General features: G+C 56.7%; 16 protein-coding genes and 1 pseudogene. 2 read left to right on the forward strand and 15 right to left on the reverse strand.

The window, feature by feature from the left end; genetic code table 11:
- Positions 1-26 precede the first annotated feature (26 nt).
- The 11 genes from AB5Y97_RS11815 to tapM form a co-directional block, all read right to left on the reverse strand.
- The gene (locus tag AB5Y97_RS11815; protein WP_139442215.1) at positions 27-695 is read right to left on the reverse strand and encodes a phosphoglycolate phosphatase; all 669 of its coding nucleotides are present in this window, start codon (positions 693-695) and stop codon (positions 27-29) included.
- Positions 682-1,356: a ribulose-phosphate 3-epimerase gene (rpe, locus tag AB5Y97_RS11820; protein ID WP_005335006.1), complete on the reverse strand. Its 675-nt coding sequence runs from the start codon at positions 1,354-1,356 to the stop codon at positions 682-684. The genes AB5Y97_RS11815 and rpe overlap by 14 nt, the downstream gene beginning before the upstream one ends.
- 190 nt (positions 1,357-1,546) lie before the next feature.
- Positions 1,547-2,419 (reverse strand): Dam family site-specific DNA-(adenine-N6)-methyltransferase, encoded by an 873-nt coding sequence (locus AB5Y97_RS11825; protein ID WP_005335008.1) that lies wholly within the window; start codon positions 2,417-2,419, stop codon positions 1,547-1,549.
- Between the two features lie 70 nt (positions 2,420-2,489).
- The gene (locus AB5Y97_RS11830; RefSeq protein ID WP_274160814.1) at positions 2,490-4,070 is read right to left on the reverse strand and encodes an SPOR domain-containing protein; all 1,581 of its coding nucleotides are present in this window, start codon (positions 4,068-4,070) and stop codon (positions 2,490-2,492) included.
- A complete protein-coding gene (gene aroB, locus AB5Y97_RS11835) occupies positions 4,060-5,142 on the reverse strand; it encodes a 3-dehydroquinate synthase (protein WP_167565066.1) in 1,083 nt (360 codons plus the stop codon). The genes AB5Y97_RS11830 and aroB overlap by 11 nt, the downstream gene beginning before the upstream one ends.
- A 14-nt stretch (positions 5,143-5,156) precedes the next feature.
- Positions 5,157-5,675, reverse strand: a complete 519-nt coding sequence (aroK, locus tag AB5Y97_RS11840; RefSeq protein WP_005335014.1) for a shikimate kinase AroK — start codon at positions 5,673-5,675, stop codon at positions 5,157-5,159.
- Between the two features lie 191 nt (positions 5,676-5,866).
- Positions 5,867-8,110: a type IV pilus secretin PilQ gene (locus tag AB5Y97_RS11845; protein WP_368158008.1), complete on the reverse strand. Its 2,244-nt coding sequence runs from the start codon at positions 8,108-8,110 to the stop codon at positions 5,867-5,869.
- 16 nt (positions 8,111-8,126) lie between these two features.
- Entirely contained in the window at positions 8,127-8,660 is a 534-nt protein-coding gene (locus AB5Y97_RS11850) for a pilus assembly protein PilP (RefSeq protein WP_005335020.1), read from the reverse strand.
- Positions 8,657-9,256, reverse strand: a complete 600-nt coding sequence (tapO, locus tag AB5Y97_RS11855; protein ID WP_005353996.1) for a PilO family type IV pilus biogenesis protein TapO — start codon at positions 9,254-9,256, stop codon at positions 8,657-8,659. The genes AB5Y97_RS11850 and tapO overlap by 4 nt, the downstream gene beginning before the upstream one ends.
- Positions 9,253-9,831: a PilN family type IV pilus biogenesis protein TapN gene (gene tapN, locus AB5Y97_RS11860; RefSeq protein WP_005353997.1), complete on the reverse strand. Its 579-nt coding sequence runs from the start codon at positions 9,829-9,831 to the stop codon at positions 9,253-9,255. Before tapN ends, tapO begins: the two co-directional genes overlap by 4 nt.
- Positions 9,819-10,880, reverse strand: a complete 1,062-nt coding sequence (tapM, locus tag AB5Y97_RS11865) for a PilM family type IVa pilus assembly protein TapM (RefSeq protein ID WP_005362273.1) — start codon at positions 10,878-10,880, stop codon at positions 9,819-9,821. The genes tapN and tapM overlap by 13 nt, the downstream gene beginning before the upstream one ends.
- Positions 10,881-11,180: 300 nt before the next feature.
- Between tapM and AB5Y97_RS11870 the strand changes: the two genes are divergently transcribed.
- Complete coding sequence (locus AB5Y97_RS11870) at positions 11,181-13,652, forward strand: penicillin-binding protein 1A (RefSeq protein WP_201946264.1); 2,472 nt, start codon at positions 11,181-11,183, stop codon at positions 13,650-13,652.
- A 49-nt stretch (positions 13,653-13,701) separates the two neighbouring features.
- Here the strand turns inward: AB5Y97_RS11870 and oxyR are convergent, their stop codons facing one another.
- From oxyR to AB5Y97_RS11890, 4 genes and pseudogenes are all read right to left on the reverse strand, one after another.
- Positions 13,702-14,601 carry a DNA-binding transcriptional regulator OxyR gene (oxyR, locus tag AB5Y97_RS11875; protein ID WP_058055639.1) on the reverse strand — a complete coding sequence of 300 codons (900 nt, stop codon included), beginning with the start codon at positions 14,599-14,601 and terminating at the stop codon, positions 13,702-13,704.
- Between the two features lie 156 nt (positions 14,602-14,757).
- Complete coding sequence (locus AB5Y97_RS11880; protein WP_021229786.1) at positions 14,758-16,395, reverse strand: methyl-accepting chemotaxis protein; 1,638 nt, start codon at positions 16,393-16,395, stop codon at positions 14,758-14,760.
- A 176-nt stretch (positions 16,396-16,571) separates the two neighbouring features.
- Positions 16,572-17,216 carry a DsbA family protein gene (locus tag AB5Y97_RS11885; protein ID WP_201946266.1) on the reverse strand — a complete coding sequence of 215 codons (645 nt, stop codon included), beginning with the start codon at positions 17,214-17,216 and terminating at the stop codon, positions 16,572-16,574.
- A gap of 75 nt (positions 17,217-17,291) precedes the next feature.
- A pseudogene (locus AB5Y97_RS11890) lies at positions 17,292-17,477 on the reverse strand (MBL fold metallo-hydrolase); the annotation flags it as partial.
- Positions 17,478-17,552: 75 nt separating this feature from the next.
- Between AB5Y97_RS11890 and AB5Y97_RS11895 the strand changes: the two are divergent.
- Positions 17,553-19,114, forward strand: a protein-coding gene (locus AB5Y97_RS11895) for an IS3-like element ISAs20 family transposase (protein ID WP_088813959.1) whose coding sequence is annotated in 2 segments (ribosomal slippage) — positions 17,553-18,015 and positions 18,015-19,114 — 1,563 coding nt in all. Because the reading frame shifts where the segments join, the coding sequence is not laid out codon by codon here.
- The last annotated feature ends 36 nt before the right edge of the window (positions 19,115-19,150 follow it).

Raw genomic sequence — 19,150 nt, forward strand, 5'->3', positions numbered from 1 at the left:
GTTATTCAGCCAGCCCAGCTGCGCTATTAGACCAAAAGTGCATCGAGCTGGGCAAACTGCTCGAATACCCAGTCTGGATGGGAGTCGGCGATGGGACGGCCATAGTTGTAGCCGTATGTAAGACCCACCACCTTCATGCCAGCCGCCTTGGCCGCCAGCACGTCATTTTCTGAGTCGCCCACCATTAGAGTGCGAGCCGGGCTCACCCCCAACTCTTGGCAAGCGTGCAGCAAGGGCTCCGGGCTCGGCTTCTTGACCGGCACGCAGTTGCCGCCAAGCCAGAGTTCGAAACAATCGCTGATGCCAAGGGCATCGAGGATGGGTGCCACGAAATCGCTCGGCTTGTTGGTAACGATCGCCTGCTTGTAGCCCAGGCTTTGCAGGCGACGCAGACTCTGGGCCACCCCTTCATACATCGCCAGCCCTTGCAGCAGGCAGGCGTTGTAGTGCTGGAAAAAAATCGGTCTGGCCTTGGCAAACAGCTCGGGATCGGCCTCGCGATAGGCGAGCGCCCGCTGGATCAGCTTGTCAGCCCCGTTGCCGACCCAGGTACGGATCACCGCTTCATCAGCCTGCGCCAGACCGAGGTCTGCCAGAGTCAGATTGACCGCCAGCGCCAACTGGGCGGCGCTGTCAATCAGGGTGCCGTCCAGATCGAACAGCACCAAATCAAATGCGCGCTCAGCGTGTGACATGAGCCAGCTCCGCACGCATCTTGTCGATCACCGCTTTATAGTCAGGCTGGCTGAAAATGGCAGAGCCGGCGACAAACATGTCGGCGCCCGCTTCGGCGATCTCGCGAATGTTGTCGACCTTCACCCCGCCATCGATCTCGAGGCGAATATCGCGGCCGCTCTCGTCGATCAGACGACGCACCTGACGCAGCTTGTCTAGGGTACCGGGGATAAAGCTCTGGCCACCGAAGCCCGGGTTGACCGACATCAGCAGGATCACGTCCAACTTGTCCATCACATACTCGAGGCAGGAGAGCGAGGTAGCAGGATTCAGCACCAGACCCGCCTGGCAGCCCATCTCCTTGATGAGGCCCAAAGAGCGATCAACGTGATCGGACGCTTCCGGATGGAAGGTGATGAGGGAAGCACCGGCCTTGGCAAAATCAGGAATGATGCGATCCACCGGCTTGACCATCAGGTGCACGTCGATGGGGGCCTCGATACCGTAGTCACGCAGCGCCTGACAGACCATGGGGCCAATGGTCAGGTTGGGGACATAGTGGTTGTCCATCACGTCGAAGTGAACCACGTCGGCACCGGCAGCCAGTACCTTGGCTACATCGTCACCCAGACGGGCAAAATCGGCAGAGAGGATCGAGGGGGCAATCAGAAAGTCTTTCATCAGCATCATCCATTGGCAGCCAGGGAGAAAAAGCGGCGCAATTTTAACGTAAAAGGCGGGCGAAAACGACTCGAATGCGGGGTAAATGGGGCAATCGCCTCCCCTCCCCCAACCACCCGGGTTTTGCGGCATCGGCACGGGCCCAGACGCGCCCATAAAAAAACGGCGCCCCTGGGCGCCGCATGGTCTGTTACGTCAGTGGCAGCAGTTCACTGTCGCTGGGATAGTAGCCCTGCTCCGGCTCGATACCGGGGGGATAGAGCGCCAGCAACTCGGCCACCTTGTTACGGGTGCCGCCGTTGCGACTGATGGTGCGCTTGACCAGGATCTCGTCGAGGCGGGCACCGCGATAAAGCTCACGAGTCAGCTCGATATCATGGTTGCTGATCAGCACTGGCACCCCTTTGTGAGCGGCTGTGTGACGGGCCAGTCGCGCCAGGATCGCCTGATCATCCAGGGTAAACCCGCCGGAGGCATAGGTGGTGAAGCTCGCCGTAGTGGAGAGCGGCGCATAGGGAGGATCGCAATAGATAACCCAATCCTCTTCGGCACGCTTGATGGCATCGGCGTAGCTCTCGCAGATAAAGGTCGCCTTCTGCGCCTTTTCGGCAAAGGCCCACAGCTCTTTTTCCGGGAAATAGGGTTTCTTGTAGGAACCGAACGGCACGTTGAAGCCGCCCTTCTTGTTGTAGCGGCACAGTCCGTTGAAACCGTGACGGTTGAGAAACAGGAACAAGAGTGCCCGCTCGAAGGTGGTCTCGGTCTGATTGAACTGGGTACGCAGCCGGTAATAGGCCGCCTTGTGGTTGTGCTCTGCCACAAACAGCTTGCGCGCCTCGGCAATGAAACTGTCCGGCGTCAGCTTGAGGTGGTTGTACAGGCAGATCAGATCCGGATTGATGTCGTTGAGCACATACGCGTCGTAGTCGGTGTTGAGAAACACAGACCCGGCCCCGACGAAGGGCTCCAGCAACACACGCCCGGCCGGCAGGCGCTCGGCGATCTCTTCAACCAGGGAGTATTTTCCCCCGGCCCATTTTAAAAAAGCGCGTGTTTTTTTCATGGAAATCCGGTGTGTAAGAAGGCAAGACCCAAAAAGGGGGACGATTCTACCCCCTTATCCGGTATCAAGGCTATTGCTTCAGCTCTTTTTGTACCTGTGCAAACGACTTGGGCCAGGGCTGACCTTTCAGCAAAGCTGGCGGAAGCTTGCGAATGGCACTCTTGGCCTGGGTCAGACCGGCATAATCCCCTTGCAGCACAACGTACCAGGGGCTGCCACGGAATTTGGTCTGATAGACCCAGACCTTACCCGCCAGACCATGCTCGGCGACAAATTGATCCACCGCCTTGGTATTGCTCGCCCCCATCAACTGAACGCTGTAGTGGTTGCGCGGCTTCTTGTTCAAGGTGGCGACCGGTGTCAGGAGCACCTTGGGTGCAGGCGCGGCAACCGGCTCGTTGCTGGCTGTTTTGGTGGTAGCAGCAGGCGTTGCGGTTGTCGCCGGATTCAGTGCTTTGGCGGTACTGGCTGGCGCCGTGGTTGCGATTGCACCACTGGGGGCTGTGCCACTCGGGTTCTTGCCGGTCAGCTCGTCCACCACGTCAGTAGGCAGAGCGCCGCTCACCTTGGGTTCGGTCATCAGCTTTTGCACGACCTCGTCAGAGATCACCACCCGACGCCCTTCGTAATTGGTTGATTCGGTGGTCACGGTTTCGCTCTCCACCGATTTGGGCAGCACTTTCGCCTCCGGCTGCCAATCTTTCACAACCCCGTTTGGATTGCTGGCTGCATCACTGTTTTGAGCGCCTTGTGCAGCGGCATCGGTATTCGAACCGCCAGCGGTGAGGGGATCGCCTCCCGCTACCGGGATCGGCAATGCCGTGTTCTGCGCAGGATCCTGCAGCGCCGGTTTGCTTTCATTGTCAAACAGCGCAGGCAGCAGGTAGCTCAACGCCAGCAGCCCGCCAGCGACCAGCGCGATAGCGGTGGCAATCTTCTTGACAGGCAACTCCGCCTGACGCTTCTTGGGCCTTCTGTCGGTCATGATATCCTCCAGTAACTGCATGATGGTGGACGGATGTCCGTTCGCCGTTTTCAGGATCTCCTCCACTTGCGGCTTGGGCAAGAGGGTCGCCGGGATCTTGAGCTCTTTGGCTTTCTCATACAAGAAGATGCGCTGCTCGGGCGGGCTCAGTGGCGGCACTTCCAGCTCAAGTGCTGGCATGGCACGCCCTTTGAGCTGCGGTCGTTGGGTACGACACCAGACGTCACTGCCCGAGACGATAATGGCCAGCTGATGGGGCGCCGCCAGGGTATCGTTATGACGGATGATCGCCCACAACTCTCCCAGCAATTCGGCCGGCAACTGGTCGGCACGCTCTATCAGTAGCAACAGGGTGGCAGGCTTGCTCCCCTCCAGCATGCGAAAGAAGCTCTCCGCCAGCGCATCCTGTGGATTGAACAGCGGGCGCGCCACTACCTGTGGTAGCAACAGCTGGCGTACATCCACCATCTTCATGGCAGGCGTACCAATCAGGCTTACCACCCGCACTTTTTCCGGCAACACGCCGAGCAGGGATTCGCACAGGGTACCGCGACCACAACCGGGTTTACCGGAGAGAAAAATGAAAGGGTGATTGAATTCAATCAGATGCAGCAGCCGGTCAACCAGCTGCCGCTGGGAAGGAAGTTTTAGCAGTTTATTCGTCACGACCAGACTCGATCACCGCCAGCAACTCGGCATCGGACACATCCCCCACCACCTGCGCATGGCCGATACCAACCGGCAACACCAGACGCAGCTTGCCTTCCAGCACCTTCTTGTCACGGCGCATATGGCGAATAAAGGCGGCGAAATCCATCTCGGCAGGCGCATGAATGGGCAAATTGGCGGCCAGCAGCAGAGCGCGCACTCGCGCAACGTCCGCTTCGCTCATATCGCCACGGGCCTGCGCAGTCCAAGCTGCCAGCATGGTGCCAGCGGATACCGCTTCACCATGCAGCCAGTTGCCATACCCCTGTTCGGCCTCGATGGCATGACCAAAGGTGTGGCCCAGATTAAGCAGCGCACGGACGCCGTGCTCGGTCTCATCCTGACCGACCACATCGGCTTTGATCTCGCAGCAGCGTTTGATGGCGTAGGCCAGCGCGGCAGGTTCCAGCTGTTGCAGACGCACCATGTTCTGCTCCAGCCAGGTGAAGAAATCAGCATCCCAAATGATGCCGTACTTGATCACCTCGGCCATCCCTGCGGCAAATTCGCGGGCTGGCAAGGTACTCAGACATTCGGTATCGATAACAACTTGTTTGGGCTGATAAAAAGCCCCAATCATGTTCTTGCCGAGGGGGTGGTTGACAGCGGTTTTACCGCCAACAGAGGAGTCAACCTGGGAGAGCAGGGTGGTCGGGATCTGGATAAAAGGAATGCCACGTTGATAGCTTGCTGCCGCAAAGCCCACCACATCCCCGATCACGCCGCCCCCCAGAGCGATCAGTGTCGTATCGCGCCCATGGTTGGTTTCAAGCAGAGCAGACATGATCTGCTCAAAGGTCGCCAGGTTCTTGTATGCCTCACCGTCAGGCAGGATCAGGTGTTCAACCTGAAAACCCGACAGCAGAGCGGTTACCCGTTCAAGATAAAGCGGAGCAACGACCGTGTTGGTCACTATCATCACCCGCTTGCCCTTGATGGTCGATACCAGCGCCTCGGGGCGCTGCAACAACCCGGCAGCTATCTCGATGGGATAGCTGCGTTCACCCAGTTCGACCTTCAACCGTTCCATGGACGTCCTCTAGATTACATACCGATCAGCTTTACAATTTGATTGGCAACGATTTTTGCGCTCTGATCATCGGTGTGCACAACAAAGTCGGCAACCTCTTCATACAGGGCATTGCGCTCTTGTGCCAGACGTTCCAGCACTTCGCGTGCCGGTTCTTCGGTCTGTAGCAGAGGACGGCGTTTGTCTCGCTGTGTGCGCGCCAGCTGCTTTTCAATAGTGGTTTCGAGGTAGACCACGATGCCACGAGCAGACAACTTGTTGCGGGTTTCGCGACTCTTGATGGCACCGCCACCCGTCGCCAGCACGATACCCTGCTGCTCTGACAATTCGCCGATCACCTTCTCTTCGCGAATCCGGAAACCTTCTTCGCCTTCAACATCGAACACCCAGCCGATATCAGCACCACTGCGGCGCTCAATCTCATGATCTGAGTCGAAAAACTCCATATGCAGTTGTTCTGCCAGATGTCTACCTATGGTGCTCTTGCCCGCACCCATGGGACCTATCAGGAAAATATTGCGTTTCTCAGCCATGTCTTTTCGTTAGTAATTACAAACTGTACGACCCCGATGAATACTGGATCGGGGTACCTATGAACCTTATCTTGCGATGGATCAGGAGGGGGATTATCTCAATAGATATCGGGACTGGCAACCGCAGCCCTTACGCCCCAGCCTCATTGGGGCGTAAGGTTATATGTGTTTTACCTTCACATGTAAAGCATTCAGAAGGCGTCGGTGACTATCTTGGGCGTCACGAAAATCAGCAACTCCCGCTTTTTGTTCTCATTGGCCGTCTTGCGGAACAAAGCCCCCAATCCGGGGATATCACCCAACAGCGGCACCTTGGTGACATCCGTCTTGATAGTCTGCTGATAGATACCACCCAGCACCAGGGTCTCGCCATTATTGACCAGCACCTGAGTGGTGATGGATTGGGCATTAATGGATACTGCCGGGCCAGTAGGCGTATCGACAGTCTCTCCCTTGGTATCCTGAGTGACGGTCAGATCGAGAATTACCCGATTATCAGGGGTGATCTGCGGCGTGACTTTCAGGCTCAGTACCGCCTTCTTGAAAGTGACCGAGGTGGCGCCACTGGAAGAGGACTCTACATAGGGGATCTCGGTACCCTGCTCAATCAGAGCCGGTTTCTGGTTGGCAGTAGTCACCCGGGGACTTGCGATAATTTCCGCCTTGTTCTCACGCTCCAGCGCAGAGAGCTCGAGATCCAGCAGGGTGCCATTAGCTAATCTGGCGACCTGGAATGCCAAGGTTCCGGCCGCTCCGGTCACCGGCAGGTTGACGTTCATACGATTACTAGCATCTGGTCTAGTCATATTGGTAATGATGTTGCCATTATTATCAAGATTGCCGTTTCCCGATGCATCATTCCCTTCAATAGAGCCTGAAGTACTGTTGCCATGACCATCATTCTTGGTCACCCCCCAACGCACCCCGAGCGCTTCATCAAAGCCGTCGTCAATGGTCACCATCCGCGCCTCGATAACCACCTGCTTGACCGGAATATCGAGAATATCGAGCATCCGTTTGATGCTGCTGATGACATCGGCGGTATCCTTGACCACCAGCACGTTGGTTCGCTCATCCACACTCACCGCACCACGGGGTGACAGCAACTTGGTACTTTCGGAAGAGAGCAGGGCAGCCACTTCCGAGGCCTTGGCATAGTTTATCTGCAGATATTCGGTATAGAGCGGAGCCAAATCTGCGACCTGATTTCGGCTCTCAAGTTGCTGCTTCTCGCGTGTTGCGATCTCTTCTGCAGGCGCTACCAGTAAGATGTTGTTATCCAACCGCTTATCCAGACCCCGCACCTTCAAAATAATGTCGAGCGCCTGCTCCCACGGCACCCCGTCCAGACGCAGGGTAATATTGCCTGCTACCGAATCTGTGGTTACCAAGTTAAGGTTGTTGAAATCAGCGATCAGCTGCAACACGGTACGGACTGGAATATCCTGAAAGTTCAATGAGATGGGTTTGCCCTGATACTGCTTGGATGCCGTGGCCGTGGTCCGCTTTTTCACCTCGATAATGAAGAGCTTGTCTGCCTGATCGTAACGGTAATCAAACTGACCATTGATCGACAATTCAAACAGGGTATCGCTCCCCTGCCGGGAGACTTCAACCTGAGAGACCGGCGTTGCAAAATCCTGCACGTTGATCAGATTAAGCAAACCATCCGGTACCCGAGTACCATGAAACTTGGCCAGTACGGTCTGACCGCGGCTGCTCACATCAACAGCGGCCGAGCTGTTATCCAGCGTAACCAGAAACTCCCCCTGGCCATCTTTGCCACGACGAAAATCCACACCGGTAACCGAGTTGAAATAGGCGCCGCCCCCACTGCTTTGATAGTTGTTGAGCACCGGCTTGCTGGCAGGCTGTGTGACTACCGGCGTTGTCACGGGCGCAACAGGCATAGACCGGGCAACGACCTGAGGATTGAGCAGCGCCGAAGGAGAGGGTGTGGCCACCATCGCAGAGGGCGCTGGCACAGGAGTAGCCGAGGTTGCGGGTGCAATCAGGGCGCTCTCACCATTGATGAGCCCGGAAGAGGCCCCCTCGCCCAATGACACCAGTAATTTGTTCCCCTGTTGCTGCACCTGATAGGGAGCAAGCTGATCGAGTGCGATCTTGATATCCAGACCTGCGCCCTTACCCTCAACCTTGATATTATCTACCCCCAGACGCTGGATCGGCAGCGGGTTCACTTTCAGCGCCCCTACCGCACCGGGAACATGCAACAACAGCTGATTGGGTTGGTAAGAGAGACGATCGGTAAAGCCCGTGACCGGCTCACTGAAACTGAGCTCCACCAGCAATTGATCGGCAAGCAGCGGATTGACCTTGATCTCCTGCAGGGTTGCCACTGCCCACGCCTGACTGAGGGCGCTGGCGCAAAACAGCAAAGCCACTTTGGATACACTCTCTATTGTTGTTCTCATTGCTGTTCGTCCCTGATTATTGTTTTTCTTGCACATTGGCCATCGCCAACTGGGTTTCTCTTGTTACCCAGCACCCCTTCCCGTCCGGAATGGTTTCCAGCAAATCCACTGCAGTGTCAGTGATCTTGATGACTCGGCCCTGATCAAGCCCCATATACTGGTTGAGCCCGACCCGCATCGATTTGCCATCCGGGGTGCTGATCAAGGCCCACAACTGACCCGCCTTACCCAAAGAACCATGCATCGACAGACTGGCCAGCGAATAATTTTCCAGCACCTCTTTCTCACGATCCATCAGGGTCTGTGCACAATCCGGCTGGGCCTTGGCAGTACTTGTACTTCCGACCGTCGCCTCAGGCTGGGGAACCATGAAGGGGCTGCGCAACTCGCGTTGCTGGTAGTGCATAGGGGCAAAAGGCTTCAGCTCGGGCAAGGGCTCGATAGGTATGGGTGGCCTTGCTTTGGTCTGGGCGACATAGCTATCCATATCCTCCTGGCCACCACAGGCCGCCAGCAAGAGAGCAGGCAACAACCAGCAGATGCGTCTCATTGTTTCGGCTCCACTGTTTTACCGTTGTACTTGTAGGTCTTAGCCAGCATCGACATCGAAATCAGCTCCCCTTCATCCTTGCTCTGACCCAGAGTGAAGGAGTCAAGAATGACGATACGGGGCAAAGCGGCCATGTCAGCGGTGAACTTGCCAATTTGATGGTAAGTGCCCACGACTTCGATACGCATCGGTAGCTCTGTCGAAAACTCGTGCTTGACCTCAGGTTCCCAGTTGATCCGGTTCAATTTCAAGCCGTTGTCGGTAGCAATAAAGCTGATATCGTCCAGCAGCCCGGCGACCTCATGGGTATTGGGCAACTGCTTGAGCTGGGTATCAACCAGTTGCTCAAGCTGAACCATTTGCGCCTTGTATGCCCCCAGGTTGGCAGCCAGCATCGCCTTGCTTTCAAACTGGGCTTTCAGTTCGGTCTCCTTCCCCGCTTCCTGAGTCAAACTGGTCAGTGAGTTGGCAATCACGTAGTAGTAGATGGCGCCGCCGGTCAACACGCAGCAGAAAAAGATGAAGACCCCTTTTGCCCATTTTGGCCAGCTTGCTATGTCATTGATATCCAACTCGTTGAGTTGCTGAAGATTCATTGTTGCTCCTTGGCCACATTCCCTGCAGCCGCAGCATTGTTAGCGATCAGGAACATCATGGAAAACTGGCTCAATGACACTGGCGCAACATCAGCCGCAAAAATAGTGCTTATTTTTGCCTGACCCAACCAGCCGGAACCATCAATCCGTCGCATCATGCTGGCCACCCGGCCATAGGCTTCGGTCTTGCCATTTACATCAATAATATTGTTCTGCATTGAGAGGGTGTTCAGGTAAACCCCGTTGGGCACCAGTGAAGGCAACTGATTGAAAAGGCGAACGGGCACATTGCGGCGCATCTGCAACTGCTCGATGAGCTGCATCCGATCGATCAGTTCCTTTCGACGCTCTTTGAGCAGACGGATCTCCCCCAGCTGGGCATCCAGAATAGTCATCTCCTGAACCAGCCTCTGGTTGCGCTGCTGCTGGGCGACGATCTGGCGATCAACCAGCCAGTTGGCAAAAAATCCCAACGCGACCGTGGCCAGCACAAAAATCCCCAGCAAGGCCCCGAACTGTTTCTTTTGGCGCTGGGCCCGGGCTTCACGCCAGGGTAGAAGGTTTATATTTGACATGGTGTGAAACTCCTCAGAGCCAACCCGAATGCCGTCATATATTTAGCACCATGTACCAGCTCGGCCTCCCCTTTCGGCTTGCCAAACAGGGCGAACAGATCCGGGTGCAACACCTCGCAATTGACCTCTTCTTTTACCTGTACCAACAAACCGGGTAGCAGACTGCCTCCCCCCGTCAGCACCAGTTTTGCGATGTCGCGATAACCGGATGAACTGCAAAACAGCTGGATATTGCGTCGCACTTGCTGCAGCAGCGAGTTGATGTGGGGCATCAACACATCCAGCTCATGGTCAACAGGCAAGGTACCTTTGGTTTTAGCCTGCTCAGCCTCATCCAGCGTCATGCCATAAAAGGAGGAGAGCGCCTGGCTGTACTGATCGCCGCCGAAGTTTTGCAAGCGGGAGTAGATCACCTCTCCCTTGACCAGCGCCGCAAAGGTCATGGCACTGGCACCGATATCTATCACCCCGATCGGCCGTTCACTCTCCTGCAATTCGGGCAGACAGGCCACCACGGCACGGCCCAGCGCATGGGCGCCCACATCCACCACCTTGACGGCAATACCGGCTTCGGCAAGGGCGCTGACCCGGCCGTTGACACTCTCGGTGCGGGCTGCGCTCAGCAGCACATCTTGACGATCTTCGCTATTGTTGGTGCTCAGCACCTCAAAATCGAGACTCACTTCATCGAGGGGGAATGGAATGATCTGCTCGGCCTCCAGCTGCACCTGACTCTCCAGCTCCTTGTCGCTGAGGCGGGCATCAATCTGGATCACCTTGGTTATCACGTTGGAGCCGGTCACCGCAGTGGCGGCATAGTCGCTGTGAGCTGGGATCAGGCGCTTGAGGCTCTTGAGAGATTGGCTGACACGCTCGATATCCTGCAATTGATAGTCAACCAGCGTCCCTTTCGGGGTGGCAATATCGGCGACCGACTCGAGATGAAGCTTGCCGGGTCGGCCACTGAGGGTAACGGCCTTGATGGTCTGGCTGCCAAAATCAATGCCCACCAGAGGGAGGAGGGATCCCTTGTTAAAAAGCCCAAACATATACACATCCATGCGTTATTTGGTTTTATTCCTGAACAGAGTGTAGGACACCCGATCAGAGGAGTGCTTCACTCATCCTAAATGCTCTAACTATCAATGTCATAAAGTTTATGCCGAAAAGTGACCCATCTCGCTTTCTTCATGGCAAGTGGCCCTCCTTGGTTATTGCTCCCCGTAGTGCTAACCTCTCGCATCCTTTTGAGGTGGGTGGCTCGCCACAGGAAAACCTCGAATTCCCGATGGCAAAAGGGCTATACTCTGCGCCCGTTGGCTAATTTTAAGACGATTGGTAGTTCTTCCATGCTGAAATGGCTCGTTCGCCTGTTTATTGTCATGATGCTGGGTGCAGTGCTGGGTGTCGCCAGCCTCATCGGTATCTACTTCTATATCAAACCCCAGCTGCCCGATGTCACCGCACTGCGTGACGTCAAGCTGGCAACCCCGATGCGGGTTTACAGCCGGGATGGGGAGTTGATCGCCCAATATGGCGAAATTCGTCGCATTCCGCTACGTCTGGACGAAATTCCGCAACCCATGATCGATGCCGTACTGGCGACCGAAGATGCACGTTTCTATGAGCACCCGGGCATTGACCCGATTGGTATCATTCGAGCAGCATCCGTCTGGGCTGTCTCCGGCCATGCCCGTCAGGGTGCCAGTACCATCACCCAGCAGGTTGCCCGCAACTTCTTCCTGAGCAATGAGAAGACCATCATCCGCAAGATCAAGGAGGTCTTCCTGGCCTGGCGGATCGAACAGAATCTCTCAAAAGACGAGATCCTCGAACTGTACCTCAACAAGATCCCTCTCGGTTATCGCTCCTTCGGGATCGGTGCTGCGGCACAGGTTTACTTTGGTAAAGAGGTCAAGGATCTGGGACTGGACGAGATCGCCATCATTGCCGGTCTGCCGAAAGCCCCCTCCATGCTCAACCCCATCCGCTCCCCCGAGCGCGCCTTTGCGCGCCGCAACGTTGTGCTGGGCCGGATGCTGGAAACCGGCAAGATCACCCAAGCCCAGTTTGACGAAGCGTCCAAGATGCCGATCAAGGCCCGTTTTCACGGCGCCGAAGTGACCCTGCACGCCCCCTATCTGGGGGAAATGGTGCGCCAGAAGATGGTCGAGCAGTTCGGTGAAGATGCCTACACCATGGGCCTGCACGTCTACACTACCGTCTCTGCCGAACGTCAGCGGGCGGCAAGACAGGCGCTGCTGGATGGCGTCTTTGCCTATGATATGCGCCACGGCTATCGTGGCCCGACGGCTCAGTTGTGGAAGGCTGGCGAGACAGCCTGGGATTACGAGCAGATCGTCGCTCACCTTGGCAAACAACCCACTTATGATCCGCTGATGGCGGCGGTCGTGACCAAGCTCGGTGATCGCAGCGCCACGCTGGTACTGAAGAATGGCAAGGAAGCAGAGCTCGGCTGGAACGGCATTAAATGGGCCCGCTCCTTTATTACCGACGACCGTCAGAGCTATGCCCCGAAATCGACGCGCGATGTGCTGAAAGTCGGCGCCCAGATCTGGGTGCGGGAAGAGGGCGAAGAGTTGCTGCTGGCCCAAATTCCGGATGTGAATGCCGCGCTGGTTGCCATGAACCCGAAAAATGGGGCGCTGGAAGCACTGGTCGGTGGTTTCAGCTTCGAACTCTCCAAATTCAACCGGGTCGATCAGGCGCGTCGCCAGATCGGTTCCAATATCAAGCCTTTCCTCTATGCGACCGCGCTGGAGCATGGCTATACCCTGGCGTCGCTCATCAACGATGCGCCGATCAACCAGTGGGATCCATCAAAAGGGCCCATGTGGCAGCCCAAGAACTCCCCGGCCGTTTATGATGGCCCCACCCCGCTGCGTCTGGGTCTGGCCAAGTCCAAGAACGTGATGTCGGTTCGACTGATGCGCGCCATCGGTCTGGATACCTATATCGACGGTCTGACCCGCTTTGGCTTCCCCCGCGACTTCATCTCTCCCCATGAGTCGCTGGCGCTGGGCGCTGCCGAATTCACCCCTCTCGAAGTGGTGCGTGGTTACTCGGTACTGGCCAACGGTGGCTTCCTGGTAACCCCATACTTCATCGACAAAGTGACCGACAGCCTGGAGAACACCCTCTATCAGGCCAATCCTGCTATTGCTTGCACCACCTGCGAACAGCAGGCCGCACCCGAGCAGAGCACACTGCCGGAGCCAACTGTTGATGGAGCCGCACAAGATGGCACGCAGACCCCTCTCGCGCCAACCATTGCCCCGCATACCATCAGTGCCCAGAGTGCGTTCCTGATCACCGACACCCTGAGCACAGCTATCTGGGGTGGCAACGGCTGGCGTGGTACCGGCTGGCGTGCAGCCCGCGACCTGAAACGTCACGACATCTCCGGTAAAACCGGTACCACCAACGAATCGCGGGATGCCTGGTTCTCCGGCTACACCCCGGACATCGTTGCCACCTCATGGATCGGTTTTGACAACCACCAGCGTGGCCTTGGCCGTGCCGAGTTTGGCGGTGGCGCCGCGCAGCCTATCTGGATCGACTTCATGAAAGTCGCCCTCAAAAAGCTGCCGGAGCACAAAATGCCGGTTCCCGAGGGGATCATGACAGTGAAGATTGATAGCGAAACCGGCCTGCTGGCAACCAGTGGCGGCACCGACGAATACTTCAAGGAAGGGACCGAGCCGACCCGCTACGCAGCACCGAGCTCGGATGGCAATCAGGTCTACGGCGGTGACAACCCCGATGTAGAAGGGCCTGTCTCAACCGACGATATCTTCTAAGCTGCTCTCGCGGCAGAAGCAAAACCGGCAGCCTTGGCTGCCGGTTTTTTTATTGGGCCAACTGCTTGCTCATCAGCGTGGCGATCGAGGCGGCCAGCTCGTTGAAACAGGGGCGACGCACCGAGTAGTGGCGATAGAGCAGCGAGATGGTACGCCCTGGCACAGGGTCAACCACAGGTCGATAGCTCACCCCGCCCTCATCATGATCGGCAGGTACGGCCAGCTTTGGCACCAGGGTCATGCCACTACCGGCGGCCACCATGTTGCGCAGCGTCTCCAGACTGGTGCCCTTGAAGCGTTGATCCTCACCTATCCCGCCGGCGAAACAGAATCCCATCGCCTGATCCCGCAAACAGTGGCCATCGGCCAGCATCAGCAATTTCTTGCCCTTGAGATTACCAAGCGGCACCTGTTTGGCCTGTGCTTCGGGGTGATGGCAAGGCACCGCCAACCACATCGGCTCATGATAGAGCTGGATTGAACCAAACCCCTCCATCCCAGGCATCTCGGCCAGAATGACGCAATCCAGCTCCCCCTCTTCCAGCCGTTTGAGCAGGGTTTGGGTCTGCTCCTCATAGAGGTAAAACTCCAGCTGGGGAAAACGCTCACGCAGGGTCTGGATAATGCGGGGCAACAGGTAGGGGCCCACGGTCGGAATAAAACCGATATGGATCTCCCCGGACATCGGCTCGGAGAAGTGCTGACCGATGCTCTTGAGCTCGCGCACCTCCTTGAGCACCCGACGCGCCTGATGGGCCATGGCATCGCCAGCCGGAGTAAACAGCACCTTGCGCGAGGTACGTTCGATCAGAATGACCCCGAGTTCATCTTCCAGCTTGCGCAGCTGGCCGCTCAGGGTGGGTTGACTGACAAAGCAGCGTTCAGCAGCTTTGCGAAAATGTTTTTCCTCATCCAGCGCCACCAGATATTCGAGATCGCGAAGATTCATACAGCAAGAGTCCTGCCTGGAAAATGGGCCATCAGCATGCACAATATCGTCCGGCTGGACAAGTCATCCGCTCGCGGTGAACCTATCTGGCTACCTCTCCAAAACAGAAAAGCCCGATCACCTTGCGGTAATCGGGCTGTTTGACTCGCCGAGGGATTACACCCTGAAACGGCGCACCATATCCTGCAACTGGGTTGCCAGATGGTTCAGCTCGTTGCACGCCTGAGCCATCTGGGTGGCACCGGCGGCCACCTCTTCGGAAGCATGGCTGATATTGACCACGTTGCGGTTGAGCTCCTCGCTCACCGCCCCCTGCTCTTCGGTGGCTGTCGCAATCTGGATGTTCATGTGGGAGATGCTGCTGACCGAGCCACTGATCTGGGAGATAGACTCGCCCGCTTCCCGCGCGGTAGCAACCGTGGTGTTCATCAGCTCCTGACTCTGTTGCATGGTACTGCCCGCCTGTTCGGCACGCTGCTGCAACTCGGCAATGATGGTGTTGATCTGGGAGGTGGAGTCCTGAGTGCGCTTGGCCAGAGTACGCACCTCATCGGCCACCACCGCAAACCCCCGCCCCTGCTCACCGGCACGGGCCGCTTCAATGGCGGCGTTCAATGCCAGCAGGTTGGTCTGTTCGGCAATGCCGCGGATCACCTCCAGCACCATGCCGATATTGCGGCTGTCATCGCCCAGTTGGCGGATCACCACCGCGGTACTCTCGATGGCACCGGCGACCCGTTCAATACGTTGAATGGAGTCATTCACCGTTTGCGCACCAAGTTCGGCCGTCTCACTGGCCGAGGTGGCGGCACTGGCCGCATCACTGGTATTGCGAGAGACCTCCTGCACCGTGGCTTGCATCTCGTTCATCGCCGTCGCCAGCTGGTTCAGCTCATGTTGCTGAGCATTCATATTGTTGGCTGACTGCCTTGCTACGGCACTGATCTCTTCTACCGCAGAGCTCATCTGTACAACAGAACCGGATACCTCCCCAACCAGTTTGCGCAAGTTTTCTTGCATCTGCGCAAAGCCTTTCGCCAGTTGTCCTAATTCATCCTGATTAAACGCATTCAACTCCACACGATGAGTCAAATCACCAGCCGCGACGCTACCAACAAGTTCCAGCAAGCGATTAACGGGTCGTTTGATTTGCTGACTCAAATACCATGCAATCAACACCACGAAAATGAGAGTCGCTGCGCCAGTCAAGATACTGAGGAATTTGGAGCTGGTGTATGCCTCTTCACCTTGGGCATCCATCTCCTTGCCAATACGCTCATTTATCTCACGCAAATCCATCGTTAATTTTGTTGCCTGCTCCAGCGTGGTTCTGAGATTCCCTTGCAAAATCTCTCTTGTCTTGTCACTACTCTGTTTCACCGCCTGATATAGCGGGTCATGCGCTGTAAAAAAGGCATTTCCGGCAGTCTTCAACGCGTTAAAGGTTTGCTCTTCATCAGCAGCATTAAAAGCCAATCCGCCGTAATTAGCCGCAGCCTGCTCAAAACGTGCCTTTGAATCCATCACACCTTGTTGGGTTCGTTCAATATCCGCACTGTCGTTGTAGCCCATCGCGATCACCATAGATAATTGGAAACGCCGAGCATCAAGCAGTGCGATATGCATCTGACTTGCATAGCGAACAGAAGGGATAAGGTTCTCTGCCAATACAGTGTTTTGTTGATTGAGATACGACAGTCGTGAGACGCCATACCCGGCAAGCAGGCATACGCAAAGTGCCAGCACCGCAAAGCCAGTACTCAACTTCTGGCCTATGGACATATTCTGGAGCATAGATTCATCCTTAACTGCGTGTCATCGTTTAATGTCGGTTTTGATAGGAGCTATGTGTTCATGTTTTTGTAATTGAGCATAGCCGTAGAGCTGTGCTTTTGTAGTTTGCATAAGCACCATATATCGCTATCGACACGCAGAGATGACCACTTTAACTACCGCTGACTATTAACGGTTTACTCTATTGCACGCAACAGTCGTGGGATCAGCAACTCCGGCTCCCCCAGATACTGGTTGACCTCTATCCTTTCGAGTTTTCCCCCTCGTTCTATACCCAAAGTAGGATAACCCTGACCGCCCAGCCGTTTCATCCAGCCCTGGCTATCTGCCAGATGTTGCAGCAAGGGGGCCTGCAGATAAGCTTGTTGGAATTCCTCGGCTGAAATCCCCTGCTCTGCCGCCAGCGTGGCGAGAAATGCCGGCTCACCAATCCAGATCCCGTCCCGATAGTGGGATTGCTGGATCCGGTGCAACATGACCAGCCCATCGCCCCCCAACGCCGTGACGGCCAAAACCGCACGGATCGGCGGCTCGGAGTCCAGCAGACAGCCTTCCCGCAGCAGCAGTTCGTTAAAGTAGCGTTCGCCAAAATGCTGGCCGGTCAGCGCTTCGATCCGCTGATCATGGGGGCGCACATAATCACGCAATGCCTCGCCCATCGGCTGACGGCGGCTACCCATCCAGAGGCCGCCCGCATGCAGCTCGATCTTGAGTCCGGCAATGGTGGCTGCCGCCTGCAACAGGGGGGCGGCACCGTAGCACCAGCCACAGAGCGGGTCATAGACATAATGGAGGGTGGTTTGTTGTTCGCTCATCTTCATTCTCACTTCAATCTCGGATAAAAAACCGGGCCCTTAGGCCCGGTAAAAAAACACAGGGAAAGCAGGCTCAGTGGCTTACCACTTCATCTCGCCGGTATTGACCTTGGCACCGATGGCCAGACCATCGTCAACCGGCAGTGCCGGATAGGCCTTCTTCAGAGCCTCAATCAGCTCACCGGAGTTTTTCGCCTTGGCCAGCTCCTGTTCGAAACGCTCTACATAGTCACGGGTAAAGGTCACAGCAGCAGTGCCTTTGGGAGCCCCCGGTGTCAGAATAGTTGTCGCCTAATCTGAATAATCTAAATGTGAAGACCGGGGGCGGATAAAGAGTGTCGAATGGCTCGTTATTCAAGTGAGCGCAAGGCTGCTTTGCTCAAGAAGCTGCTGCCGCCCATCAATATGTCGGTGGCCGAGTTGGCTCGGCAGGAAAACATCAGCGAGGTCACTCTGTATAATTGGCGCAAACACGCCAAAGACGGAGGGTCTCCTGTGCCCGGGGACAACAAACTGACCGATGAATGGCCCGCCGAGGCCAAGTTCGCCGTCGTGCTGGAAACCGCTGCGCTTTCCGAGATTGAACTCAGTGAGTACTGCCGCCGTAAGGGTCTCTATCCCGAGCAAGTCCAGCAATGGCGCCAAGCCTGTATTCTGGGCCAGCAATCCGCTCGTACCTTACAACAGGCGGAGAAGGCACAGGCCAAAGCGGACAAGAAGCGTATCCGGCAACTGGAGCAAGAGCTGCGGCGCAAAGACAAGGCCCTGGCCGAGGCAGCAGCTCTGCTGATATTGCAAAAAAAGCTCGATGCCTACTGGAGCAACGTCGACGAGGACAACTGACCTCGTTGCCAGAGCGGCAGCAATACGTTGCATGGTGGCGCGAAGCGCTTGAAGCTGGCGCCCGCAAGCATCCTGCGGCCGAGGTGTTGGGGCTGAGTCTGCGCACGCTCCAGCGCTGGTTGGCCGGGCCTGAGCTGAGTGCCGATAGGCGACCGGATGCGGTTCGTTCCATACCTGCTCATGCATTGAGCCCAGAGGAGCGGCAGGCCGTGCTGGACGTCTGCAATAGCCAGGAGTTCGCCTCGTTGCCGCCGAGTCAAATTGTGCCACGGCTGGCCGACCAGGGGCGCTACTTGGCCAGTGAGTCGAGCTTCTATCGCATCTTGCGGGCGGCTGACCAGCAGCACAGGCGTGGCCGGAGCCAGCCACCGCGCCATGTGCCGGTACCAACCAGCCATACCGCGACTGGGCCCAATCAAGTGTGGTCCTGGGATATCACCTACTTGCCGTCACTCGTGCGCGGCCAGTATTACTACCTCTATCTGATAGAGGACATCTACAGCCGCAAAGGGGTGGGCTGGGAAGTGCATGAGCAAGAGTGCGGTGAACGGGCGGCGGCGTTGCTGCAACGGAGCATCATCCGCGAGCAGTGCTGGAAGCAGCCGCTGGTCTTGCACTCGGACAACGGCGCGCCAATGAAGTCAGTCACGCTGCTGACCAAGATGCATGACCTGGGTGTCACGCCCTCGCGGGGACGGCCTCGGGTCAGCAACGATAATCCGTACTCGGAGTCATTGTTCAGGACGCTGAAGTACTGTCCGCAGTGGCCATCAGACGGCTTTGCCAGTCTGGAAGCGGCCAGGGAGTGGGTGCGCGACTTTATGGCCTGGTATAACGAAGAGCACCGGCATAGCCGTATCCGCTTCGTCACACCCAACGAGCGGCATCGGGGTGACGATAAAGCCCTGCTGGCGAAACGGGATGCTGTGTACCAGGCCGCCCGAGCACAACACCCAGCGAGGTGGAGTGGCAAGACGCGAGACTGGACACCTATCGGTGCCGTGATGCTAAATCCGGAGCGGCCCGAGAAACCCGAGCCGGAGCAAAAAGAGGCTGCTTAAAACAGCTTTGCGCGACAACTATCTTGAAAAACGCCG

Origin of the sequence: Aeromonas sp. R10-2 (assembly GCF_040908445.1) — a bacterium.
GTDB classification, from domain to species: Bacteria; Pseudomonadota; Gammaproteobacteria; order Enterobacterales; family Aeromonadaceae; genus Aeromonas; species Aeromonas veronii.